The organism is Paenibacillus sp. J22TS3 (genome assembly GCF_018403205.1).
GTDB classification, from domain to species: domain Bacteria; phylum Bacillota; class Bacilli; order Paenibacillales; family Paenibacillaceae; genus Fontibacillus; species Fontibacillus tuaregi.
Window position 1 is genome coordinate 601,742 of the sequence record NZ_BOSF01000004.1, and the last position, 24,073, is coordinate 625,814.

Sequence of the window (24,073 nt, forward strand, 5' to 3'; positions counted from 1 at the left end):
ATGAATAGAATAAAGAGTTTAGAAATTGTCCTTATCTTCACATTTATCTCAGAACATACCGTTCACATCAGCAGCACTCTACATGTGAGCTTCATAAAGGTTATTTGACGGGAATCTCGAATATCTAAATAACTATAGAAGCGGGAGGTTATAAATGCCAAAAACATGACCGCCATAAGCTGGCGGTCATGTTTTTGTTCGAAAATCAGCACTATTTCGATAGCAGACTCAACTATTCATCTTTCCTGACCAACAGTGAGCTGTACTCCACATATACTACCTTAATTCTTACCGCCATAACCCTTATAAGTGGCGTAAACTGCATCTGCATATAGATTTGCCAGAATAGGACGGCCATAAGAATCCGTAGCTCCCGGATACCAGTTATCTCCCCCGTTATAGTGTAATAATCCTTTGTATATATTTCCGAACTTAATAATCTTCTCATCTAAAATCAATGCGCCCAAGCATACCTGATCTTGTTCACTGCTGTGATTATACGCACGGCCAAATTTCACACTGAATTGAGATAAATAAGCATTGCGTGTGTTTGGTTCTACCTGCATCAACCCGTCGCCGGCTGATGGACTACCTGGTAGACCTGCTCCAAAACTACTTTCTTTTTTAATAACAGCACTTAGCAATAAAGCAAAATCTCCGCCTTTACCAAATTTATTGTCCACATTCATTACATATGTCCATATATGGCTTGGAACCTCGGAAGGCTTTGTTACTGAAGGAGATGGTGAACCCGTATAAATCTTTACCGATGACATTTTGTCATTGACCGTGTCGCCAACCCAGGAAGAACTTGAAGTAAAGGTCCATTTTGTTCCTCCAAAATTATCATTCTGATATACTTCAACAGTCCAACCGCTAGGAACCTGAAGAGAGGACATCCAGTCATTCGGAATCCCGTTTGCATTCAACTGAGATAGTGTATAACTGCCTATTCCGAGTTTTACTGCCTTTCCACCATAGTTTATATCTGCATAGAACGTCACTCCGTTGGTTACCGGTGGTGTAGTTCCGCCGCTACCGCCTTTTTGCCATAAAGCAGCAGCATTGGGTGGTTCCCAGCCTACGAGAGAAGTATGTGACTGAAGACAAGTATAAGTACTACCACTATATGTTACCGTGTCATTTACTGCATATGCAGTATTTGGAGCCCATGCTCCCCTAGCGGCCGCGCTCACTGACGGTATGGCTGCGCAAAATGTGGATAGAAATACAGCTAAAACTACCAGCAGTGATAAGGACTTAAAAGGAACCCTTCTACCAATCATTTTCAAACCTCCTTGTATTTTTAGTTATCTGCAGATCGCCCATGAGACATCCCACGGGTTCTAACTGCAGTATTATCTTATTTTCAATTTTGAAATTAATTACACAGTTACTGTTTTTTTATAGTGTGAACATGCTATACGATAGATCCTACCGACTAAAGCCCTGACTGCGATTGTCAGGGCTTTATCCATTTGCACTGAATATGATCTCGCATATGCGTTCTCATGGTTGTGTGAGTGCTATCCTAAAACCAAGGTCGTCTATCTTGAAATCAGGCATACTTTTTCTTCTAACCGTAGAACCACAATTGTTTTCAACTTCAGCCCAACTGCCACCCCGAAAGACTCTATAGTTCCCATATCGCTCAGGATCATATAGATCCCAGCACCATTCCCAAACGTTGCCGATCATATCATAAAGCCCCCAGGGATTAGGAAGTAGTCTTCCGACTGGTTGAGCTGAACCATTGGAATTCTCTCGATACCACGCAATCTTATCAATTTTTTCATACCGGTAGCCCTGTGTACCCGCTTTGCATACATACTGCCATTCCGCGTCTGTTAACAATCGAAAGCCATTCGCTTTTTGATTATATGTAGTGTTCGCACTTTCATTTGTGATTGTGTAGCATTCAGTCCTGCCAAGTAATCTGGACAATTCATTACAAAAGAGAAGCGAATCTAACCACGAAACTTCTGTAATTGGCAGGTTAATCCCACTCGACTCTACTTCTTCTTTTCGCATGACAAAATGATATAACTGTCGTGTTACCGGATACTTCATTACATAGAAAGGGTCTATCTTTTCAGTCCATGTAATAACCTTTCTATCACTTCCGCTTCCGGGGTCTGATAAAGTGTAATCCGAACTAAGCCATTTATTCATATTAAAATAATCGCGTAATTCAACGGTCCCGCCTTCTACGGGTACCATAGAATTCATTAAATCCGCTAGAAAACGCTCTCTGTCACTCCTGTGCTTTTCGATGGATATTGACCTCCTGTCTATTGCAATATGTGATTTTATTCGTACAAATTGACCTCATTACACTTATCAAATAAAAACTCAAAGTCCTATTTTATATGTATAAAAAGAAGCAACCCATCTTGAACCATCTTCAAATGTCACTATTGCATCCGTATTACCATCATATATATTCCATTCACCTTCAGCCCATTGTTCCGCTTATTTTTTTCATCATAAATACCTCCTTAACCTAACGCTGAGAACATACATTTGGTTCTAATTCGGGATGGCTAAAATCCGTTATTTAGTATCAATTTGATAAAAGCCCCTTGGCCAGGGGAGCTTTCATCTGTTCGTTCTAAACTTATCTTACGGAATCCGGTGAGTTGCCCACTCTAGCCGATCCGGAAAAATAACTCATCTCAACGGGAGAGACAGGCTTTAGTTTTGACCCTTTCGTCATTTTCTCAGACTCGCCGTCCTGACTTTCAGCCGGGCATTCCCGTCGGTATCTCCCCTCCTCCAACTTCATGTCGATAAAATCGACAACATGCTGCAGAGAGGCGATTTGGCTGACGATATTTTCCCGATGGCTTCTTAATTGCTCCACCAGTTCAGGATATTCCGCCGGATCGGCATCGGCGGAGACCTCCAAAAAAGGCCGCATTTCCTCAAGCGGCATCCCCGTCTTTTTCAAGCAAGCTATCAGCCGGATTCTATCGATGTCTTCCTGCTGGTAGACCCGGTGTCCGTTGTCCTTCCGGTTAGCCCGGGGCAGCAGCGCGATCTTTTCGTAATAACGGATCGTATCCTCAGAAACCTCAGTTAGCTTGGCGGTTTGTTTTATCGTAAAAGTATGGTCTGCCTTCATGCTGCTCCCTCCCGAAGATCGCTTTTTGTGTGCATTATACATCTTGGAGCTGGCTCCAAGTCAAGTCCCTTCTCCTTGGGACAACAACTTTGTTTTCGCGTCTTGACTTGGAGCCGACTCCAACTTATAGAATGGCGCTATCTGGGGAGGTACCCCGATATCAAGGAGGAGACGTACAATGAACAAGAAGCAACGTGAAAATATCGCTTTGATTACGGGCGCAAGCGCCGGGATCGGATTAGAGTTAGCGAGAAAATTGCTATCGGAGGACTGGCAGGTTGTTGCTTTGAACCGTTCCGACTTTCCGGCGGACGATTTGAGCATTCAAACAGCCATCAAGAGTGGGTGGCTGCGAATTTATAAAACGACTGATCTTGCTGATTATGCCAACTTAAGAGGGGCATTAGAAGAGATCAAAAGAAAAGAGCAGCGGATCGATATTTTGTTCAACAATGCCGGCGGATCCTTTCCCGATCTGAGCTATTCGAAACAAGGACGTGAACAGCATTATGAGCTGATGACGGTCGTTCCGTATATCATTCTGATGGAATTGAAGGAACTCTTAATAAACGGTCGCTTAAAAACGGTAATCAACACTTCATCATCAGCGCTAAAATTCACGAAGGAGTTTACTATCGAAATCCTTGAGCGCCCCAAAACCTTCCGCAAGCTGATTGGTCCTTACGCCACTTCCAAGCTGGCCCTTTCGCTATGGACTCAGGCTATCGCGCCACAGCTTGCCCATGACGGCATCAAGATCCGCAGCGTGGACCCGGGAGGCAACAATACGTTAAGAAAAGGGAAAAAGTCTGGGCTTCCCCTATTGGTTAAACCGTTGATGAAGCTGTTCTTCTCTCCGCCGACCCACGGCGCTAATAAGCTGTACGAAGGTGCTCTCGGAGAACACCGTCATGAGTCCGGCGTGTTTTTGCTGAAAGATCAGGCTGCGGAATTAAAGTTTAAAGATCAAGCACGGAACGTTTTGGAAAGAGTACATGCGATTTACGAGCGCGAATTTTCACAACCTGGCCCTCACTCATTAACCTAATGGCTCATAAATCTAGGAAAAAAACGGTCAGAATTCAAGCTGGAGATGCATCCCCTTATGGTCAGTGAATGTTCTGACATAACACTGAATGCTATAGCGCCATACATAAAGCGTTTAGCGTAAATATGTGATACAATGGAGAAAAAACGAAACACTATTTCATTAGATGAAACAAGATGATAGGAGGGAAATTTACAAATGCCAATTAACTTTCATGATGAACAAAACAGGCAGACGTATGCGGCAAGAAACGCGGATGAATCTTGGATATCTCTAATAAACAGCACAGTAGATGTATCGAATAAGCGGATTGCTGATATAGGTTGTGGAGGGGGGATTTACACCAAGGCTCTTATTAAGATGGGGGCATCTCATGTGGTTGGTGTGGATTTCTCGGATGAGATGTTGAAAGGGGCGGCTACCAACTGTAGTGACATTCAAAACGCAACATTTCTAAAGGGGGAGGCTTACCAATCCAACCTCCCTGCAAATGAGATGGACATGGTATTAGAAAGAGCATTAATCCACCATTTGGACGACTTAGATACTTGTTTCAAAGAAGCCTACCGCATCCTTAAAGATGGCGGTGTTCTCATCGTACAGGATAGAACCCCTGAAGATTGTTTACTGCCCGGGGATGAACATCATATTAGAGGCTATTTTTTTGAAAAATTTCCTCGGCTAATGGATAAAGAGATTTCCCGCAGGTATGATTCCGAACAAGTACAGCAAGCGCTCAAATCGAGTGGATTTCGGTTGGCAAACAAAGTTTCACTTTGGGAAACAAGACGTATTTACAAGGATTATGCAGAGTTAAATAAAGACTTACTGCTGAGAACCGGACGTTCTATTCTTCATGAATTGACGGATGTGGAGCTTCAAGAATTGATATCTTTCATAGAAGAAAAGCTCAGCGATAGTCAACCGCCCATCATTGAGAAGGATTCGTGGACGGTATGGTTTGCGATTAAAGAGTAATATGATTTTTAATATACAAATTAGCAATCCATAAGAAACACTAGAAAAATAATAAGCTTATAATAAGCTTATTGAACAACAAAGAAATGCATACGTATACTGACGAAACCGTAACACAAATCAAAACTAGTAAAGGAGGATGTTCATGTTTAAAAATAATTACACATACAGCAGCTTTGGGGTCAACGACATCGCCAAGGCTGTCGACTTCTATAGGAATACGCTCGGTCTCAAGGTCGAAGAGGATGGTTATGGTTTTAAACTAGCTCTTACCGGTACCGAAGTGTATGTCATGCCCATGGGGCAAAATTATCAACCCGCCGCTTACCATGTATTAAACTTTAATGTTAGCAATATTGAATTAGCTGTCGCCGGCCTAAGGCAATTAGGTATTGCCATTGAGAGTATCCCCGGAATGAAGCATGACGAACTTGGTATTATCCGCGGCAAAGCTGTGGGAGCAGGTCCGGATATGGCTATCTTTAAGGATCCGGCTGGGAACATGCTGGCGGTTTTAGAAATGTAGAGCTAACAAAGGTTCCAGAAGTTTAAAACAAAGGACCTCGATCTCCATTTAATCAGTGGAAATCGAGGTCCTTTTGCACATAAATCGGGGTGTCGCCATTCTATTCGAACTCATTTGGGACAGCCTATGAAGCAGCTTCACTCCTTGGTTCAACATCATCTTGCACGCTTTCGGGCAACTACCGCTAACCGACCGTTTTCGGTTGAGTACTCACACGTAGACAGCACGATAAGCTTGTCGCCGTACCGGGGTGTCACACCGGTGTCGTAAAGAGCGAGTTTTTTGATGTTCTGAATATATGAATCGAACCCTGCAGGGGTTCCTGCCTTTTCAATCTGGTAGTATTTAAAAACGTTGTCCGATTTGCGGTACACCTGCGAGAGAATAACTGCCACAATCTCAAACTCTTCCTTCTCGTAAAGCGTACTGTATTCAAAAGTAGTATGTTCCTTATAGTAGCTTTCTTCCTTGTATTTCATCAAACCGGCAAACATCATGCCGCTTTTCATATGATGTGCGTGAATCAGCAAAATGTTTGAATCGCTGCTGTGAATATCCAAAAAGGGAAGCCCGTTTTTGCTCGTCTTCTTATCGAAATCATGGTTGAGATAGAATTGGGCATTCTGCCGGTTCTGCATGACCGGATAATCAATACGGGGGCTGTCTATTCGCAGCCAACCGATGATATCAGGGTTTCTTTGGTAAAGCTCTTGAAATTCAGGGAGCATGGCCGACCCATTCGCCTTGTTGATAACAAGTGAGGGTGCCGCAGCACCCTCGCCTGTGTTTGATCCTTTGTTCCAGACTTCTGCCAGTTCCTTCATCCGCTGCTGTTCAGCATAATCTCCCAAGAAAATTGTTGCGGCAGAGTAGAGAGAGTATACCAACAGAAGAATGGAAAAGGCGATAAGAATTTTTTTGATTTTACTCATTTTCTTACCGCCTTTCCGTTTATTGAATGTGCTTTTTCTTCTTGTTAGTGGACAGACAGAACCCGATTACTACTAAAGACAGCAGCGCCAAAGCCAAATAGAAGTTTGGCGATGTGCTATGATCTTCTGTTTTCGGAACATCGTCCAGTTCGTTGTTGGTTTGGCCAGCTTCGCTATTGCCGTTGTCAGCTGCAGCGTTTCCACCAGTTCCGATGTTACCATCTGTTCCGGTGTTGCCGCCAGTTCCGGTGTTGCCACCAGTTCCGGTGTTACCGTCTGTTCCGGTGTTGCCACCAGTTCCGGTATTACCGCCTATTCCGGTGTTGCCACCAGTTCCGGTATTACCGCCAGTTCCGGTGTTGCCGCCAGTTTCGGTGTTACCGTCTGTTCCGGTGTTGCCACCAGTTCCTGGGTTACCGTCTGTTCCGGTGTTACCTCCGGTTCCGGTGTTGCCGCCTGTTCCAGGGTTACCACCAGTTCCTGGGTTACCACCAGTTCCTGGGTTACCTCCGGTTCCTGGGTTACCGCCAGTTCCACCGTTACCGCCAGTTCCACCGTTACCGCCAGTTCCACCGTTATTGCCGCCGGAAGTTACTGGCTTCATCTTTACGTCGTAGCGTACGATGTCACTTCCAACCGAGATGGTTGTGCTCGTATACGTCTCATACCCGGCTTTGGTTACAACCAGGTAATAATCCGTATCCGGGAACACCATGTAGGCATAAGAGCCTGTTGCATCACTGTTCTGACTCGGGCTGGCATTATCATTCGGTGCAAAGCCCGGGATCGCAGGCAGCGTTACTTTCGTGCCCGGCACGATGTGGTTCGCTTTATTCTTAGGTGTATCCGCATAGTACAGCGTCACTTCCGCACCTTCGATTTTTGCGCCAGTCGTTGCGTCCGTTATTTTGCCATACGGGTCAACCAGCTGCTGCGAAATATTCAGTTCGCCATTCGCAGCGACATTCAGCTTAGCATCCTGGATGAGCGTCAATTCTTTGCCCATATTGCTGCCTGAGTCAAATTTATAACGCACTTCCATCGTATATTTACCGGTGGTTAGTCCTTCCACAGAGAATGTGCCGTTTTTTTGCAAAACGAATGCTTTCGGAACGCCGTTCTCCGAAATATATTTGCCATTCTCGTCCTTCAAGTAAACATACAGATTGCCGGTAAAGTTGTTGTTAAGCAGTGAAGTCTTCCCATCCGGCTGCTTGAGGAGCACGATACCTACGGCCGTAATTTCTGCCGGAATCAGGTTACCCTCGATTGTGGGATCAGTGCTCTCAATAAATGCCTTTTGTGTAAAAGGAATGGATGTGAGCACACCGCCGATGTCAATCTTCTTGTCGTAGGTAATTGTATACTCCTCGTCCCGTTGGACTGGGTGGTAATACTTACCTCCCGCATCGGTAGTGATCGTCTGCTCTTCACCCGTCTTGACGTTCTTCACTTTAATGATTGCATTGGGAATAACTTCTCCCGTTGTGTTGTCCCGAAGAACACCTGTGAGAGCCGCCGGCATGGCGGTCACACTTGCCTTGGCCTCCTTATATGGCACACCTGATGGGCTGGTGGCCGTGGTGGTCGCAATGATCTCGTGCTCCTTCGGTGTGGTTTCGGTCAGCTTCGGCGGTGTATAGGAAATCTTGGCTTTGCCGTTTTTATCGGTCGTCGCCCTTCCGATTTCCGTTCCATCCACTAGCTTAAATACAATCTCCTTGCCTTCCACCGGTTGTCCATCCATTCCGGTAAGGGTGGCTGTCAGCTCAGATGGGGTTTTACCGTCTCCAGGCACCTTCTTAGGGTTGGCCTCCAGCGCTAGTGTACCAGGAAGGTATCTAGCGTTCTCAAAAGGAGCTTGCACGATTTCATTCTCCTTGATGCTGCCTGTACGCACCCTGTCCGCCGGGTTGGTGGAGTAATTGTCAACGGTATAGTCCTTTTGTGTGACGGTGTAGACCGTATCCTTGAGGATGCCCTGAATGGTGACGGTCTGTCCATGCCCCAGCTGGATTTTATCGCCGGACTTGATGTTTCCACTCGTACCGTCCGACTTGGTATAAGCATACGTTCTGTCTGCACCTGGTCCAGTGAATGTGACCGTGTACTCGAACTCCTTGCTCATGTCAGCGCCATTGCCAGTCACCGTATTACTGATCAATAGACCGCCAGGCAGGTCTTTGTGATTAACGAACTTGGCTTCGGAAGGCAAATCGTGCACAATTCGTCCAGCTGCCTTCAAACCTGCCGGGTTGGTATCATAGTCCTCGCCTGTGTAATCCGTCTGCACGATCGTGTAAGCAAGACCATCAGGTAGTTTATCTATGATGACTGTCTGTCCGTGCTTGAGTGTGAAGGAGTCACCGGACTTGATGCTTCCGCTCGTACCGTCTGACTTTGTATAGGTATACGTTTGACCTGCACCATAGTCTGCGAAGGTTATTGTGTAAGCAAACTCCTTATCCTTGTCACCGCCGCTGCCGGTCACGGTATTGCCGATCAGCAAACCCCCGTACACCATACGGGTGTTGACGAACGGTGCCTTGTGGTCACCCCTCGGGGCGATCGTTCCGGTATACATACGGCTCGCCGGATCAATGGTGTAGCCGTCACCTGTCGTGTAATCAGCTTCAGTAACGGTGTAGACCAGATCTTTGGGCAGTTTCGGAATGACCACGGTTTGTCCATGCTTCAGCTTGAACGTATCCCCGCTCTTGATCATTCCGCTGGTGCCGTCAGGCTTGGTATAAGGATAGCTGTCATCCTTACCCTCACCGCCAAAATTGATAGTGTACTCAAAATCCTTATTCTGATCGCCGGCGTTCCCCTCTACTTGATTGCTGATCGTCAGCTTGCCTGTAATAGGAGTTGGCACAACCAGCGGATCACCAGAGGTTACTTTTACGCCGTCTACCCAGATCGGCTTGCCTGGCGTATTTCCTACGTACACCTGATAAATCCTCGTAGTCGGCAGCCAGGTGTTGGTGTCAATATAGGTTTCCTTCAGTTCATAATAACCCGGATCTGGAAATAACAGATTGAGCTTTCCATCAATGCCTGTTCTACCCTTAGCTACTTGCGCTCCGCTGTCTTTCTTATACAGCGTAAATTCTACATCCTTAAGCGGGTTGCCGTCAGGGTCCACTTTTTTCAGAGGCAACAGCGCATTGGAGCTTGAGCTTCCTGCTACGTCCGAATTGTCCAACGTGCTTTCGCTTTTGGCACTGACAGATTTCAATTTGTCATCGCCCATCAGTTTTACCTCGTTGCTCATCTTGTCGCCGGCTTTTGCCTTGGAAGTGTCAACTTCTGTCTGGTAGACAAACTGGTAGAACTTATTAGGGTCGTTCATTTTGAATTTCAGAACTGTCGTGCCATCAGCACCCGCTTCAGCTTCTACCTTAACTTCACTATTCGGGTCACTAAGGTTCAGTGCAGCACCATCCCGCTCCAAAGCGCCGCTTGCGGTTAGCTTGGCACGGTAGACCGCCATACTTGGCGATGTCAGCACGAGCTTTCCGCTTTCGTCCTTGCGCAGATTCATACCCGATCCTAGGGTATCCTGCAGATACACACCATTCTCCATGTTATATGGCGGATAATAGTTCACTGTCCATTCCAGCACGCCAGGAACCGGCTTGGTAACCGACTTGCTTAGCGCTTGAACAGGCACAATGACCTTGCGCTGTTCGGTGAGAACCTTTTCCACTCCGCCCCATGTCATGTGCAGGTCGGCTTTGTTATACAGCATCTGCTTAGTTGTTCCGTTTGTGGAGTATTCCTCCAAGTATTTCTCCAACGCCGCATTGGATGGTCTTGCCTTCACCAGAATGACATAAGGGCTTTCCAGCTTGGAGAAGCTGAAGGTGCCTACGTTGCCGCTATGGGAGAAGCTCACCACATGAGCGTTGGTGCCTGGTTCAATAATAGTTTTGGCATCGTTTCTGACGCCATACTCGGTCCCGCTGCCATTGTCCGAAAGGCCTTTCCAGAGCTCAAAATCCTTCCCCTCAGAGAACGGCACGAACTCCCAGCCCTCCGGCAGAGTGTCCACCAGCTTCACATTGGTGATGACCCGGCTTCCGCCGTCTTTCGCCATTTCGTCCGTATTGTAACCCGGCATATTGACCCCTAGACGGAAGGTGACCGTCTTGGTCGTCTGGTCATAGGCAGAAATCGTCCATGCTTCATTGCTGTCGTTTCTAATGTAGCTATGAACATTATTTGGGCTAACGCCTTCAAATGTGCCATCTGCCTTCAATGGTTTCGACGCAAAGAGCATGTCCTTGTTCAGCATACGCAGGTGAAGGTTGATAGAATTATCCGCTGGTTTTACGGTTTCGCCATCAAAGAGCAAAGCCCGATTCGAAATCCCTTTCCCTACGTTAATATCCTGCCTAAAGAGGATGTCAGGGTTGGTCTCAAGTTCACGGAAGCTGAAGGATGCCGCCTGGTCGGTCGTGTATCCGGTCACCTTGATCAAATCAGCTACAACTTCACCGTTCACTGTCAAAGGAATAGCCTTCAAGGTCAGCCCGTTCGGGCTCTTGAGGGTGCCCTTATGGTACTGCTTCCACAGCTGTGAGTTGGTTACATTTGCTTTGATTTTTGCAATGGTATCCCGGCTGACTTCGCCGGTTGCATCCACAGCGTTGTTCAAAACGTTCAGATCTCCGCCATGCACCAGCACATCATATACCACCGCATCGGGCAGGGCATATTGTGGAGTCAGGCTGACTGTCCATGTGACGCCGCCGAGATTGAAGTCCTCCATCGATACAGAGCCAGCCTTGGTAAAGGTATGTGCGCCGATGGTGACAACTGCCTCGTCAGTCACTGCGCTAGGTCTTGTACCTGTTGTTACATCATTGTTCTGTATGCCACCTGGTGTATCCAATTCCCAGTTGGCACGAGGGATGTTGGTAAAGCCCGAGCCGCTTAGCACCTTGGACTTTATCACCAATTGGACTTTACCGTTAATATTCCCGAAGGAGTAAACTCCGTTTGCATCGGGAGTAATCGACTCTGGACCAGAAACATTACCATCTTCCCATTTCTGATACGTCGCTGACACGAACTCAAGACCTGCGGGCAGCACATCTGTAATGGTGAAGTTATTAAGTCCCTTTTTGCCATATGAGTTGACGGTGGTTGTCCATGTGATAGCTTCATTTGCATGATCATACACACCAGATGCTTGAATCCAGTCAGGTGCAAAAGTAATTTCTTGGCCAGCACTCGCTAAAACAGTGTCAGTGCCCTGTTTTAATTGCACTTTACCCTGCATGTCCCGATGGCCGCGTCCAAGATTCCCCGGCGGGTTCTTGTACTCGTAATAGTAAGCTTCCTTTGGAATCCATGTCTTGTACTCAACCTTAGGGTCTATACCAGTGCCGGCCGGGAAGATGTAGCTCACCTTGCCATCTGGATCGACATTCGGCTCTACCGCAGTGCCATTGACCTTGAAGGAACCCGGCACATAGATACCTTTGACATTACCAAAGCCAGTATTATAAGTGGATGGGTCCGTAAAAAACTGTTTGCCATCCAGCGGCAGCTTGATTGTTGCATCAAACTTATCGAAAGCAGATACAGTTGACTGCCAGGTAACCGCTCCTTCAACAAATTGAGCGGCTTGAATTCCGCGATAGCTCCACTGATCCCACCTGATCATTCCCGGTGAGGTCAATGTAAGGCTGTACGCAGCATCGACATCCGGGTTTTTCAGCTCGTAAGCTCCCCCGAAAATGTTGATAGGCTTTGAGTCGCCATAGCCTATGCCATTCAAATCCGAATTGGCAGTGGTTTCAAAGCCAAAGGTAACTGCTCGTCCCACCCCATTAAAAAAGCTATCGTCGCCATTAAACTCAATCCTGATACTATCCGGGGTGAATTTAACGGTACCAAGCTGTTTCATGCCAAATTCAGTCTGTGCCATCAAGGGTTTGGTAGCTGTTGGCAGGATGACTTCCTTGAAGTAGTCATCTCTCTTCAGCTCGATCCAGTCCCCACGCTGAATGTACAGACTGGGATCCGCATTCGTCGGATCTGCAGCATCGCCGTTCACCGGCACTTTGAGGCCATCCGATTTGAGCGTGAATTGCTGTCTCCCCTGGATAGTTCCACCCGGTGCAATAACAGCAAGGGGATTCCCCTGCTTTATCTCCAGCGGAAAGAGTGCATTAGCCCCCATAAACACATCCGTTTTGTCACCTGGGACTGCCGCCATCGTAGCTACAGGGGCAAGCTTCGGTGCAGCAAGCCCATCTGGCGACTCAGTTACCGGAGGCTTAATCTTGTCCGGTTCAACCTTGTCCGGTACAGTCGTGTCTGGTGCAGTCGTGTCCGGCACAGTCATATCCGGTACAGTCGTATCCGGTACAGTCGTGTCCGGCACAGTCGTATCCGGTACACTCGTGTCCGGCTTAGTCGTATCCGGTGCGGCCGTGTCCGGTGCGGCCGTGTCCGGTGCAGCCGTGTCCGGCACACCATTTTCGCTCACTGTATCCGTCCCTGAACCGCCTGGCGCGGTCTCAGCATATGCAGAAGCAGAGAACATCACTGTCTGCAAGACAAGCACAATTACCAGGAAGAGAGATAATACAGATTTGCTTACACTTCGTTTTCGTTTCAAGCAGGATTCCCCTCCGTTTCCCAACATGTTGTCAATAGCAAGATCATCTGCCAATATGGTGCGTAAACAAATAGATTCATTTCTATTTGCTTGACTCAAATAGCCCTTCTTCGTCGTCAGAATCTTGCAGAATTCTTGAATGACCGAGTAAGTGCCATAAGACCTACTTCCGGCTCGTGACCCATGCTAAGTAACTTCCCCCCTCTCATTCGCTCATCAATACCAGTCATACACTGTGAAATTACATAGCAAGCCCAATTTACACAGTGCATCTCAACATTGTATTATCACGATCTCGACAAATTCTAAACAATCTACGACACAAATCAACATGAGGCTTATATCCCCAAAAAAGGACTAAAAGCCTAATCCTCTTAGTTGAGAATTAGGCTTTTTGTATTGGCTGATTTAGTGCTTCGTTAATGGTCAATTCGTTATGTTGACACTATAACATATTCACTTTCTTCACTATTTTACATAGTCTTCTTTTAAAACACCGTATATCTCTAAATCGACAATTCCTTTGCCTGCCCAAAGTGCTGCTTGTCTTAATGTCCCTTCTTTGATGAAGCTATTCTTCAACAATACCTTTTTAGAATTCTCATTTAGAGGCATAACTTCAGCCTGGATTCTGTTGACGTTGACATCGGTAAATAGAAAGTCAACTAATATCGCTACCGCTTCAGTGGCGATACCTTTTCCCCAATGTGCTTCAGACAAAAAGTAGCCAATCGTCACTACGTTCACCTTTTGATTAAAGTCGGCAGCTTCAATAATCCCAAGCATCCGATCGGGCTCGGGGCTGGCGAATATCCCCCATTTAACCCTTGACCTTTTATTATAATCTCTCTCAAAATGGCCAATCATATTTTTAACAGTATTTTTATTATGCTTGGGTATGATGCCGCAGTATTCAAACACGTTGTCATTGTTATAGATTTCAAAAACTTCCTCAAGATGATGATCTTCAATCTTTTTCAATATGTAACCATCTGATTTCAAGTTAGGAAACTGCCCAAAAACTGCTTCAATGTTCATTTCGTCATCCTCCATATTTTCTTTTTTTATCAGAATATCCTTAACTCCAACTCTTTCAAAAATGAATTATTGGTTATTAAGCCTTTTACCCTCTGTATTGTATTAGTTCGTTTGGGTACTCCACCCTTTCTATTAAGCAATATCCATCTAAGACAAGCCAACGCTTCAAAAACTTCAAGTTCTTTCTCCTGAGTATCATTTTCCATTAGATAAGCGGAACGAAACACATCTGCATATCGCTCCGAAACTTTATACAAGTTAATGCCTCCTCGTATGAATGGAAGGGCCTCGAGTGTATCTAGCATGAAATCAAATAATGGCCGATAAAAGATGGCTATGCAAGTATGTGGTAAACAGTGCAATTTCCTCTGGTCGAATAAACTCTTACAACTATTGGCTTTTCCCTCCAACAGTGAATCTAATTCCACTTTGTGGTAAAGTTGGGCTATATACTATGAGTTGAAAGGTGAGTACATGACAGGCTCAATAAATATATTGGGAGTTCCCTTTTCCAAATTAACGTTTAATGAAACGATAGATCTACTAGCCGAACATATCCAAAAAGAACAACCAAAATTGTTTCATTTAATCACAGCAAACCCTGAGATTACAATAGTCCACCAAACGGATAAGTTACTTCAAACAATCGTAAAAGAGGCAGATTTAATTACACCAGATGGCATAGGAATTGTAATTGCCTCAAAAAGAAAAGGTGATCCTATCCCAGAACGTGTCACTGGTTATGATTTGCTTCTTCGACTGTTGGAAAGAGGAAACGAACAAGGATGGAGTTTCTATTTTCTTGGTACAGATGAAGAGACTAGCCTTAATGCTGTGAACGAGATACACAGTCGCTATCCAAACGTTGTAATCGCAGGTCGGCATAATGGATTCTTCTCCGAAGATACAGAAAAATACATACTTAATGAAATTCAGCAATCCAAACCCAATGTATTAATAATTGCAATGGGAGCACCTTACACCGACAAGTGGATTCATAAGAATAAACATAAACTTGATGGTGTAAAGGTTGTTTTTGGCGTAGGGGGAAGCCTTGACGTAATCGCAGGAAAGGTAAAACCTACACCACAGATTTGGAAGTCAATGAAATTAGAGTGGCTTCATCGTTTGCTTACTGTTCCTGTTGCAAAGGGACAACGATCACGATGGCGGCGGCAATCCGCGCTGCCTAAATTTTTTTATCGGGCAATCATTAAGAAATAGTAAATCAGAATAAGATGAAAAAAGAGGGGGTTATCGCCCCTCTTCGTCGCATTTTTCGTTAATACATCTCCGATTCAATTGTCCTTCCGTACTAGCAGATGCTTTTCCAATTTCAATACTTCTTCATAACCGTTCTCATAAACAACTTTATTTTTTTCTCGACAATATTTGGCTTTTGCTGAATGAACTAATCTATGGTGATTAGGACAAAGAATCATAATATTGTTAGGATTATGGTTTTGAGAAACTGAAAAATATTCGATATGGTGTGCCTCAACTATATTAACACCGTAAATTGAACTTGGATTAATTCCGCAAATTTGACAAGAATAGTCATAGAGTTCCTTTAATTTATCAATAATTACCTTACTGGCTTTTCTTATTTTTTGTAATCCCTCTTTAACTTCAATTTTTGCCTGACTACCAAGACCACTATAGTTATTAATCAATTGTTCAATTTCTTCATCCGTCCCCTGTTGAATTAACTCTTCCAACTCGAATTCTCTGGTTTCTTCAAATAATGAATTTAGATTTTTTTTTACTTCGGGTGTGACAACATCTCTAACACCCCAAATCCCTTTCCCCTTGCCATACACGGAGTAAAAATAGTTGTTTATACCTCTGTACGATTTAGAGTCGCTAGAATGTTGTTGAATAGCATCTCTAACTGTATCTTTCCAATTAGCTGTTCGACTTCTTACATTTCTTTCAACAAGTTTTGTATATATATCCTCAAGACTAGCAACTCCACCTAGCTCAAGAATAGCTTCCCTTATTTCATCTGCCCATTTCGGTTCTCTCATAAAATCACATCCTATTTGGGATAGGTCACTGGCCTTAGACTTAAAGAAAAGCAGACGAAGGGCAAATCTATAAAAGATTTGCGGAGTTTCATCTGCTTAACTTCAATTTTTTCAACAAGCCTATGAAGCATTTCGGGTGTAAGTTCATTCATTTTCATGAACCTTTGAAGTTCTTCTTTCATCCGTTTAATCATTCCTGCTAATCCTTTGATTTTTATGGAAGTAGTAAGAGCGTCTTTTCTGACTCACAACGTATTACGCCGCAGCTCATAAAAGTACTGCACAATCGGATGCTTTAGCTTCATTTGCTCGGACATGTTTACAATCCGCTTTTTCCCCATTCGTCTGTCCACCAAAGCTAGAACATTCAATACAATATCCTTGCTCTCTATGCTTTCCTCTATAGAAGTAGATAGAAATTGATTAGCCACCACGACAAAATTCGATTTACTTAAGGAAGCCTGTGCTGACAAAAGCTCCTTTGCAAGCTCTGAACTTTTTCTGCTTCTGGCAATAACTATTAGACGATCCTCCGGCACGGTCCCCTTGCTGGCTTTTCTCACCGCTTCAATTTCGTCATGGGTGACAGGAATTTGGATGTCCGGGTCATTCTTAATTTCCAGCTCCGTCTGATACCACCTTATAAAGCTGGCTTTATCACTCATATTGAGCACGTTCTTGTTATCTACCATGATATAACAAATCCCCGGTTTATCAGCTAAATAACGGTAACCCTGTGCACGGTATTCTACCTTTCCTTTTAACGAAGGACTGAGAAATCCCTCCAACTGCTGCTTTAATTTGCTCCAGGACATGAAATCCTCCTTCATATAAAAAACAGAGGAAAGGCTTGTTGGCTCTGGGTTTACATCCCTCTCCACTCATCCAATCCTCTAACTTTTCAGATCTTTTTTTGTCTATTGTCTACACGAATTTCCTCATTCTTGGCAGCTTAATTCCCCTGTTCCTCCGGCTCATCTGTCTTCTTGTTTGGAAATTCATCCAGCAGCGCACGCACTTCACCTGTTGACTTGGCGTTCATTAAGCTGTTTCTTAGTTCACTTGCGCCTCGAAAGCCGCGGACATATATTTTGAAGAATCGGGCAAGCGGGCGGAACGAACGGGGTTCCACTGCCGAGTATTGATCATGGAGATCCAGATGCAGCCTTAGCAGATCAAGCAATTCTTCACTGCTGTGCTCCTTCGGTTCCTTCTCAAAAGCAAATGGATTATGAAAAATCCCCCGCCCAATCATAATACCATCCACACCGTATTGCTGAGCGAGCTGCAGGCCGGTCTGACGGTCAGGGATATCCCCGTTAATAGTCAGCAGTGTATCCGGCGCCACCTCGTCACGAAGCTTCTTAATCTCTGGAATCAGCTCCCAGTGGGCAGCTACTTTGCTCATTTCCTCTCTTGTGCGCAGATGAATGGACAGATTAACAATGTCCTGCTGCAAAATATGGGTTAACCAGCCGCGCCATTCGTCTACGGCCGTGAAACCGAGCCTTGTTTTTACACTGACGGGCAGCCCCCCGGCTTTGGCAGCCTGAATAATATCCGCTGCGGTTTCTGGACGGCAGATCAGGCCGCTTCCCTTCCCATTCTCTGCTACATTCGCTACAGGACAGCCCATATTAATATCAATGCCTTTGAAGCCTTCCTTTGCCATACCGATGCTCATTTGACGGAAGTATTCCGGCTTATCTCCCCAGATATGAGCTACCATAGGCTGTTCATCCTCTGTAAACGTCAACCGCCCGCGTACAGAATGGTTTCCCTCCGGGTGACAATAACTCTCTGTATTCGCAAACTCCGTAAAAAACACATCCGGTCTGGCTGCTTCACTTACAACATGGCGAAAAACAACATCCGTCACATCTTCCATGGGCGCCAGTATAAAAAACGGCCGTGGTAAATCACGCCAAAAATTATTTGTCATCTCAAAAACCTCTCTCTAGCATTCCAGGACAAATTTTTATCCCGAAGTAGTAAAACTAACCTGTCTTTGTCCTTAATTCTTCTTCACATACAGCATGTTAATCAAAGTATATCATAACCCTGGGAGAAGCATACTCAACCAAAAAGTTCAAAAAAAGAGAGGGGTATTCCTTCTTTGATATTTTCGCCAAAAGATTTCCGTTATAGTTGTACTTCCGCACTAGTGGCGCCACAGATTTCATAAGTATCGAGTAAACCAGCGGAACAAGCTAACGAAGTGCTCTCGTTAAGAACAGCCCAAAGATAGACGATCGCTTGAGTATTCCAATGGTCAGTCAACTAGCACCCTGCGTCTTAAAAATCATTGGATGCACTGCCTTACCTCAAATCTGAACGGTGTGCAGGAACAAGTGCGTAAGAAGGACAGGTTCGTAAGCGGAACAGGTGCATAGGCGGAACAGGTGCACAAAAAAACCGGCAGCCAACCATTTGGTCAGCTGCCGGTTTATCATAAGTGAGCTCCCCGCCACTAAAGCAGCGGGTTCTCATGTTTCGCTTTTAGAATCGACCAGCGACGCTCCACTTCGCGCTCGAATTCGCCAAGCATTTCTTTGTTTTCTTCCTTGAGCAAGTGTCTGGATTTGCCCATGTATTTCAGCCAGTCGCCGAGCTGCACCCGTTTGTTCTTGTCTTCTGGGTTGTACGTAATGTTCGTTTCTCCCTGCTCCACTTCATACAGCGGGAAAAAGCACGAATTAACGGCCGCGCGCACAATATTCTCGCCTTCTTTGTCGTCGGATTTCCAGTTCAGCGGGCATGTGATCAGCAGCTTGCCGTAGACGGTACCTACATTCTGAGCGTACCACTGCGCTTTTGCCGCCTTTTTCACAAGATCCTGCGGGAATGCTTCCGTGCCTGTAAATACGTACGGAACGTGCGCCGCCGCCATCATTTGCACCGTATCCTTGTGATGGAACGTTTTGCCCTGCTGCTTTTTGCCGACGCCAGAAGTGCTGGTCATGTGGCCTAAAGGAGTCGAATACGAAAGCTGTGCCCCGGTGTTCATGTAGCCTTCGTTATCGTATTCCAAAATGATCAGGTTATGGCCCCGCAGCGCCGTACCAATGGCCGAACCCATCCCGATGTCCATGCCGCCGTCGCCGGTCACCATGACAAACGTGAAATCCTCGGGAACTTCGATTTCCCCCCGGCGTTTCTTCTCGAGGAACGCCTCGACCGTACCGGATAACGTAGCCGGCCCGTTCTGAAATAGGTTATGAATGAAGCTCTGCTTGTGCGAGTTATACGGATAACCCGTTGTCGTGATATAAGCGCAGCCGGTGTGGAATAGAGTTACGACATTGCCTTCGATCCCTTTGAAAAATAGCTCCAGCCCCGGGAAAATACCGCAGCCCGGGCAGGCTCCGTGACCGGAAGCAAAGCGTTTCGGCTTGGCGGCAAGCGACCGCATCGGCGGCACTTTTACGGCCAGCTTGCCCGTCGCCTCATCCACTTTGACGGTGATCAGTCCGGATTTAAAGCTGTCCCCGTTCATCGGCGCAATGACTGGCTGCAGCTTCTGCGCCTCATTGCCCGGCGTTTGCCCGTAATAGTCAAACGGCACCTTGGCGTAACCCAACTCCATAGCCTCCAGCGTCAGGGCAAAAAAGGCTTCCGCATCATCCGCGTAATAATCTTTCCCGCCAAGACCAAATATGCGGGAAAGCACAATTGGCTGCGGGCCGCGGATTTCCTGCAGGGCTGATTTGACCTCATGTGTCAAATTAGCCCCGTTCGCGCCGTAAGAATCGGCGCGTTCGCCAATCAGCAGCGCTTTGACGCCCGTCAGCGCCTCGCGGATTTCCCGTGCCGGGAACGGCCGAAGAATATTCGGGCTGATCACGCCCGCTTTGATCCCTTGGGCCCGCAGCCGATCCACTACGTCCTTGGAGGATTCGGCCGCCGAATTGAGCAGGAACAAAGCCACCTCCGCATCTTCCATGCGGTACAGATCAAGCGGCGAATACGATCTTCCGGACACAGCCGCGTATTCCTCCGCCACTTCCTTAAACACCTCGCCCGCACGGTACATCGCCTCCGACTGCTGGAAGTGGTTGTTCATCAAGTCGTCACCGTTCATATAAGCCCCAACGACGATCGGCTTGTTCTCGTCCAGTACGTGTGGGAATTCCGGCTGTTCGCCTACAAACTCCTGAACGGTTTCCCGGTTCGCAAATATTTGCACCCTGCGCTTCTGGTGTGAGGTGAAGAAGCCGTCATAAGCCACGATAACCGGCAGGCGTACATCCTCATGCTCGGCGATACGCAGCGCCATGATATTCATGTCATATACTGCCTGCGGTGAACGGGCGGTCAGAATGACCCAGCCGGTGTTCAGGCCGTAGTAAAGATCCGAATGATCGCCGCGGATATCGAGCGGGCCGCTGACTGCCCGTGTCACCAGGTTCATGACCATCGGGAAACGGGTGCCTGCCTGCACGGGAAGCTGTTCGATCATATACAAGAACCCGTTCGCACTGGTGGCGTTGAATACTCGCGCTCCGGCTGCGGCTGCACCGTAGCAGATTCCCGCCGAGCCGTGTTCACCGTCGGCCGGAATCAGCTTGATGTCGTGTTCACCGCGCGTACGCATCATGTCAAGATATTGGGCGATTTCCGTAGACGGCGTAATCGGAAAATAACCCATGATGTGATAGTTAATCTGGGCGGCTGCGGTGGCAGCCATTTCATTGCCCGATTCGAAGACAGCCGTCTGAGCGGCCGGAACCTTTTGCTCCGTTGATTCTTTGGTTTGTACGGTCATGATCTGACTCCCTCCACAGTTAAATAGGGGAAGACCTGCGGCACACGGTGCTGCTCCGCATAATGCGGTTCTTCCAACATGGCGGCCAAAGCGGTCGTCGGGCAAGCTTCCACACACTTCAGACAGCCTTTGCAGTACTGGTAATCGATGCCCTTCATAAACATCTGCAGGTTGCCGCGTTTATCCGGTTTCTGCTCCCATACGATGCAGAAGTCCGGGCATACCGTATCGCAGGCGGCGCAGTTAATGCAGTCCTCCATCTTGTACTCCGGCAGATACCCCTGCCGCGATCCGCTAAGATCCTTCAGCACACTGTTTGCCGTGACGTTCAGTACTCCGCCCAGCTCCTGCGTTTCATATCCGAGAACCGGCTGCGATCTTGAGAAAGCGGTCTGGTCCATAAGCCCTGTGCCGTTCCCTAGGGACAGGAACTGGACTTCGTTATATCCTCTGTCAAAAGTCCGCAAGTTCGGTTCCACGAGGTGAGGCAGCTTTTTCTCAAAAGTTTTACGGATCACCTGCCGCATATCGTCCGGGTCAAGGAAGCTGCAAATGCGGAACAACGCGCCAAGCATCGCCGTATTGACTTTGGTTTTCTCCTCGACGGCAATTCTCAGCGCATCGATCGCGGCCAGCGTTCCCTGCGTCATCTTCAGATCCACGGCCACTTCGGAAAGATTTCGCGGTGTATTCACAAGCACCGTCCCATCAGACCGTAAACCGCTTATCACATCTACTGTCTTATATAACGCTTCATGAAATACGCCAACTACATGCGGCTGCTCAATGGGACTGTGATCGCGAATCTCCACCTGGGGATCGCAGAATCTTACGAAGCTCTTGACCGGCGACCCTTTTTTCTCCGAACCATAGCTGGAGAAATTGGAGCCGTTAAGCCCAGAGCCGGTTACCCCGGCTTCGGCCAGCATTTTTCCCGCCAGATTGGCGCCAAGCCCACCGATGGATTCGAGACGAATCTCGTAAAAGCCCAGTTCATTTTTTTGAGGCAAAATCGACACGTTCTCTCCTCATTTCTTCTTGTTCTATATGGAATGAATTAAGAAATCACGCATCTTTAGCTCACTCCATAATGGGTATTGAATCCAGTTTAAAAGAAGAAACGACCAGGATTGGTGATTTTAATCACAAACTGAAAAAATAGTGATTCTAATCACTAGTCCTCCCTTGGCAGGGGGGTATACTTCTGTCTGACCGTCCATTTACAAGGCGACTTAATCTGACGATAACGACAAAGATAACACGAAATCGGGAGGAGAAATAATGAATAACAACGAGGCAGGAATGACCTTGAACCATCAGCCATCCATGTTCTGTTTTCAATGCCAGGAGGCATCCAAGGGAACAGGCTGCACCATTGTCGGGGTATGCGGCAAACCGCATGACGTGGCGAACCTGCAGGATTTGCTCGTTTATCTGCTGAAGGGTATCGCTTTTCTCAGTCTGGATGTCCGGCTGCCCGAAGGGCTTGAACAGCGCGTATCGCTGTTTATCATGGACTCCTTGTTTGCAACCATTACGAATGCCAACTTTGACCGCGAGGTGTTTGTGGGGAAAATCCGGGAAGCGATTGCGCTTCGCGGCGAGGTGCGCGCTTATTATGATAAGCAATATCCGGAAGGAACGGCCAATCTCCCTGACGCTGCTGTCTGGGAAGCGGATAACGAAGCTGCTTTTGATGAAAAAGCACGTACGGTTGGTGTGCTCTCCACCCACAACGAAGACATTCGCTCTCTGCGTGAATTGATAACTTACGGCTTGAAGGGGATGGCCGCTTATACGTACCATGCGCTTCACCTGGAGAAGGACGACAACGAAGTGAACCGGTTTATGCGCCGCGCGCTTGCGGCTACGCTCGACGACAGCCTTGAGGTGCAGGATCTGATCGCTTTGACAATGGAGACCGGCAAATACGGTGTAGATGCCATGGCGATGCTTGATGCTGCCAACACCACCGCTTACGGAAATCCGGAAGTTACGAAGGTAAATATCGGGGTGAGAAACCGGCCCGGCATTCTCATCAGCGGCCATGACCTGAAGGATTTGGAAGAGCTGCTGAAGCAGACGGAAGGCACCGGCGTGGATGTGTATACGCACAGTGAAATGCTGCCTGCCCACTATTATCCGGCGTTTAAGAAATATGAGCATTTTGTAGGCAATTACGGAAATGCCTGGTGGAAGCAGAACAGCGAATTTGAAGCCTTTAACGGGCCGATTCTGATGACAACCAACTGTATCGTTCCACCGAAGGACAGTTATAGGGACCGCATTTATACAACGGGCAACACTGGCTTCCCGGGCCTCCGCCATATCCCTGAAGGAACAGATGGGGCTGCCAAGGACTTCTCCGCGCTGATCGAGCAAGCAAAAAGCTGCCCTGCTCCAACGGAACTTGAAACCGGCGAAATCATCGGCGGCTTCGCGCATGCCGCTGTGATGAACGTGGCCGATCAAGTCGTTGATGCCGTGAAATCCGGCGCAATCCGCCGCTTCTTCGTCATGGCCGGCTGTGATGGGCGGATGAAATCCCGCAATTATTACACCGATTTTGCAGCCCAGCTTCCACAGGATACCGTCATCCTGACCGCAGGCTGCGCCAAATACAAATACAACAAGCTGGACCTGGGCGAAATCGGCGGAATCCCGCGGGTTCTGGACGCCGGGCAGTGCAATGATTCTTACTCCCTAGCCGTTATTGCTTTGAAGCTGAAGGAAGTATTCGGCCTTGAGAATATCAACGAACTGCCGATTTCCTACAACATTGCCTGGTATGAGCAAAAAGCGGTGATCGTGCTGCTCGCCCTGCTCTATCTTGGCGTCAAAAATATTCATTTAGGCCCTACGCTTCCCGCCTTCCTCTCGCCTAACGTTGCCAAAGTTCTCGTAGAGAACTTCGGGATCGGCGGGATTACCAATGTGGAAGATGACATGAAGATGTTCCTAGGTGCGTGATGGAGGAAAGAATGCCCCGGGTAGGGGC

At 47.0% G+C, this 24,073-nt stretch carries 18 protein-coding genes; 5 read left to right on the plus strand and 13 right to left on the minus strand.

Features of this window, described 5'->3' with window-relative positions; genetic code table 11:
• Window positions 1–281: 281 nt before the first annotated feature.
• The 3 genes from KJS63_RS16055 to KJS63_RS16065 form a co-directional block, all read right to left on the minus strand.
• Window positions 282–1,286, minus strand: a complete 1,005-nt coding sequence (locus KJS63_RS16055; RefSeq protein WP_213620002.1) for a carbohydrate-binding protein — start codon at window positions 1,284–1,286, stop codon at window positions 282–284.
• A 223-nt stretch (window positions 1,287–1,509) separates the two neighbouring features.
• On the minus strand, window positions 1,510–2,220 hold the full coding sequence (locus KJS63_RS16060; RefSeq protein ID WP_244862627.1) for a formylglycine-generating enzyme family protein: 711 nt from the start codon (window positions 2,218–2,220) through the stop codon (window positions 1,510–1,512).
• Window positions 2,221–2,617: 397 nt separating this feature from the next.
• On the minus strand, window positions 2,618–3,124 hold the full coding sequence (locus KJS63_RS16065; RefSeq protein WP_213620004.1) for a MerR family transcriptional regulator: 507 nt from the start codon (window positions 3,122–3,124) through the stop codon (window positions 2,618–2,620).
• A gap of 178 nt (window positions 3,125–3,302) precedes the next feature.
• Between KJS63_RS16065 and KJS63_RS16070 the strand changes: the two genes are divergently transcribed.
• From KJS63_RS16070 to KJS63_RS16080, 3 genes are all read left to right on the plus strand, one after another.
• Window positions 3,303–4,172, plus strand: a complete 870-nt coding sequence (locus KJS63_RS16070; RefSeq protein ID WP_213620005.1) for an SDR family NAD(P)-dependent oxidoreductase — start codon at window positions 3,303–3,305, stop codon at window positions 4,170–4,172.
• Window positions 4,173–4,370: 198 nt separating this feature from the next.
• Window positions 4,371–5,150 carry a class I SAM-dependent methyltransferase gene (locus tag KJS63_RS16075; protein WP_213620006.1) on the plus strand — a complete coding sequence of 260 codons (780 nt, stop codon included), beginning with the start codon at window positions 4,371–4,373 and terminating at the stop codon, window positions 5,148–5,150.
• A 145-nt stretch (window positions 5,151–5,295) separates the two neighbouring features.
• Window positions 5,296–5,676 carry a VOC family protein gene (locus tag KJS63_RS16080; RefSeq protein ID WP_213620007.1) on the plus strand — a complete coding sequence of 127 codons (381 nt, stop codon included), beginning with the start codon at window positions 5,296–5,298 and terminating at the stop codon, window positions 5,674–5,676.
• A gap of 155 nt (window positions 5,677–5,831) precedes the next feature.
• Here the strand turns inward: KJS63_RS16080 and KJS63_RS16085 are convergent, their stop codons facing one another.
• The 4 genes from KJS63_RS16085 to KJS63_RS16100 form a co-directional block, all read right to left on the minus strand.
• Window positions 5,832–6,608: a class B sortase gene (locus KJS63_RS16085; RefSeq protein WP_213620008.1), complete on the minus strand. Its 777-nt coding sequence runs from the start codon at window positions 6,606–6,608 to the stop codon at window positions 5,832–5,834.
• A 19-nt stretch (window positions 6,609–6,627) separates the two neighbouring features.
• Complete coding sequence (locus KJS63_RS16090; RefSeq protein ID WP_244862628.1) at window positions 6,628–13,245, minus strand: DUF7601 domain-containing protein; 6,618 nt, start codon at window positions 13,243–13,245, stop codon at window positions 6,628–6,630.
• 468 nt (window positions 13,246–13,713) lie between these two features.
• Window positions 13,714–14,283, minus strand: coding sequence for a GNAT family N-acetyltransferase (locus KJS63_RS16095; protein ID WP_213620009.1), 570 nt, complete (start codon window positions 14,281–14,283; stop codon window positions 13,714–13,716).
• Between the two features lie 29 nt (window positions 14,284–14,312).
• Window positions 14,313–14,540, minus strand: a complete 228-nt coding sequence (locus tag KJS63_RS16100) for a hypothetical protein (protein WP_213620010.1) — start codon at window positions 14,538–14,540, stop codon at window positions 14,313–14,315.
• A 217-nt stretch (window positions 14,541–14,757) separates the two neighbouring features.
• On the opposite strand from KJS63_RS16100, the gene KJS63_RS16105 reads away from it, so the two are divergent.
• Window positions 14,758–15,507: a WecB/TagA/CpsF family glycosyltransferase gene (locus KJS63_RS16105; RefSeq protein WP_213620011.1), complete on the plus strand. Its 750-nt coding sequence runs from the start codon at window positions 14,758–14,760 to the stop codon at window positions 15,505–15,507.
• A gap of 74 nt (window positions 15,508–15,581) precedes the next feature.
• Here KJS63_RS16105 and KJS63_RS16110 read toward each other — a convergent pair whose 3' ends face one another.
• The 6 genes from KJS63_RS16110 to KJS63_RS16135 form a co-directional block, all read right to left on the minus strand.
• Complete coding sequence (locus KJS63_RS16110; protein WP_213620012.1) at window positions 15,582–16,310, minus strand: HNH endonuclease; 729 nt, start codon at window positions 16,308–16,310, stop codon at window positions 15,582–15,584.
• 11 nt (window positions 16,311–16,321) lie between these two features.
• The gene (locus KJS63_RS26595; RefSeq protein ID WP_374706292.1) at window positions 16,322–16,504 is read right to left on the minus strand and encodes a DUF4368 domain-containing protein; all 183 of its coding nucleotides are present in this window, start codon (window positions 16,502–16,504) and stop codon (window positions 16,322–16,324) included.
• A 51-nt stretch (window positions 16,505–16,555) separates the two neighbouring features.
• Window positions 16,556–17,125 (minus strand): SF0329 family protein, encoded by a 570-nt coding sequence (locus KJS63_RS16120; protein WP_213620014.1) that lies wholly within the window; start codon window positions 17,123–17,125, stop codon window positions 16,556–16,558.
• Window positions 17,126–17,262: 137 nt separating this feature from the next.
• On the minus strand, window positions 17,263–18,252 hold the full coding sequence (locus KJS63_RS16125; protein WP_213620015.1) for a tRNA dihydrouridine synthase: 990 nt from the start codon (window positions 18,250–18,252) through the stop codon (window positions 17,263–17,265).
• Window positions 18,253–18,780: 528 nt separating this feature from the next.
• The gene (locus KJS63_RS16130; protein ID WP_213620016.1) at window positions 18,781–21,075 is read right to left on the minus strand and encodes a thiamine pyrophosphate-dependent enzyme; all 2,295 of its coding nucleotides are present in this window, start codon (window positions 21,073–21,075) and stop codon (window positions 18,781–18,783) included.
• Complete coding sequence (locus tag KJS63_RS16135) at window positions 21,072–22,094, minus strand: 2-oxoacid:acceptor oxidoreductase family protein (protein WP_213620017.1); 1,023 nt, start codon at window positions 22,092–22,094, stop codon at window positions 21,072–21,074. Before KJS63_RS16135 ends, KJS63_RS16130 begins: the two co-directional genes overlap by 4 nt.
• 262 nt (window positions 22,095–22,356) lie before the next feature.
• On the opposite strand from KJS63_RS16135, the gene hcp reads away from it, so the two are divergent.
• Window positions 22,357–24,045 (plus strand): hydroxylamine reductase, encoded by a 1,689-nt coding sequence (gene hcp, locus KJS63_RS16140; protein ID WP_213620018.1) that lies wholly within the window; start codon window positions 22,357–22,359, stop codon window positions 24,043–24,045.
• The last annotated feature ends 28 nt before the right edge of the window (window positions 24,046–24,073 follow it).

Coding starts and splice junctions, on each gene's coding strand:
- KJS63_RS16055 (WP_213620002.1), bottom strand. CDS start 1,286: ATGATTGGTAGAAGGGTTCCTTTTAAGTCCTTATCACTGCTGGTAGTT.
- KJS63_RS16060 (WP_244862627.1), bottom strand. CDS start 2,220: ATGGTACCCGTAGAAGGCGGGACCGTTGAATTACGCGATTATTTTAAT.
- KJS63_RS16065 (WP_213620004.1), bottom strand. CDS start 3,124: ATGAAGGCAGACCATACTTTTACGATAAAACAAACCGCCAAGCTAACT.
- KJS63_RS16070 (WP_213620005.1), top strand. CDS start 3,303: ATGAACAAGAAGCAACGTGAAAATATCGCTTTGATTACGGGCGCAAGC.
- KJS63_RS16075 (WP_213620006.1), top strand. CDS start 4,371: ATGCCAATTAACTTTCATGATGAACAAAACAGGCAGACGTATGCGGCA.
- KJS63_RS16080 (WP_213620007.1), top strand. CDS start 5,296: ATGTTTAAAAATAATTACACATACAGCAGCTTTGGGGTCAACGACATC.
- KJS63_RS16085 (WP_213620008.1), bottom strand. CDS start 6,608: ATGAGTAAAATCAAAAAAATTCTTATCGCCTTTTCCATTCTTCTGTTG.
- KJS63_RS16095 (WP_213620009.1), bottom strand. CDS start 14,283: ATGAACATTGAAGCAGTTTTTGGGCAGTTTCCTAACTTGAAATCAGAT.
- KJS63_RS16105 (WP_213620011.1), top strand. CDS start 14,758: ATGACAGGCTCAATAAATATATTGGGAGTTCCCTTTTCCAAATTAACG.
- KJS63_RS16110 (WP_213620012.1), bottom strand. CDS start 16,310: ATGAGAGAACCGAAATGGGCAGATGAAATAAGGGAAGCTATTCTTGAG.
- KJS63_RS26595 (WP_374706292.1), bottom strand. CDS start 16,504: ATGATTAAACGGATGAAAGAAGAACTTCAAAGGTTCATGAAAATGAAT.
- KJS63_RS16120 (WP_213620014.1), bottom strand. CDS start 17,125: ATGTCCTGGAGCAAATTAAAGCAGCAGTTGGAGGGATTTCTCAGTCCT.
- KJS63_RS16125 (WP_213620015.1), bottom strand. CDS start 18,252: ATGACAAATAATTTTTGGCGTGATTTACCACGGCCGTTTTTTATACTG.
- KJS63_RS16130 (WP_213620016.1), bottom strand. CDS start 21,075: ATGACCGTACAAACCAAAGAATCAACGGAGCAAAAGGTTCCGGCCGCT.
- hcp (WP_213620018.1), top strand. CDS start 22,357: ATGAATAACAACGAGGCAGGAATGACCTTGAACCATCAGCCATCCATG.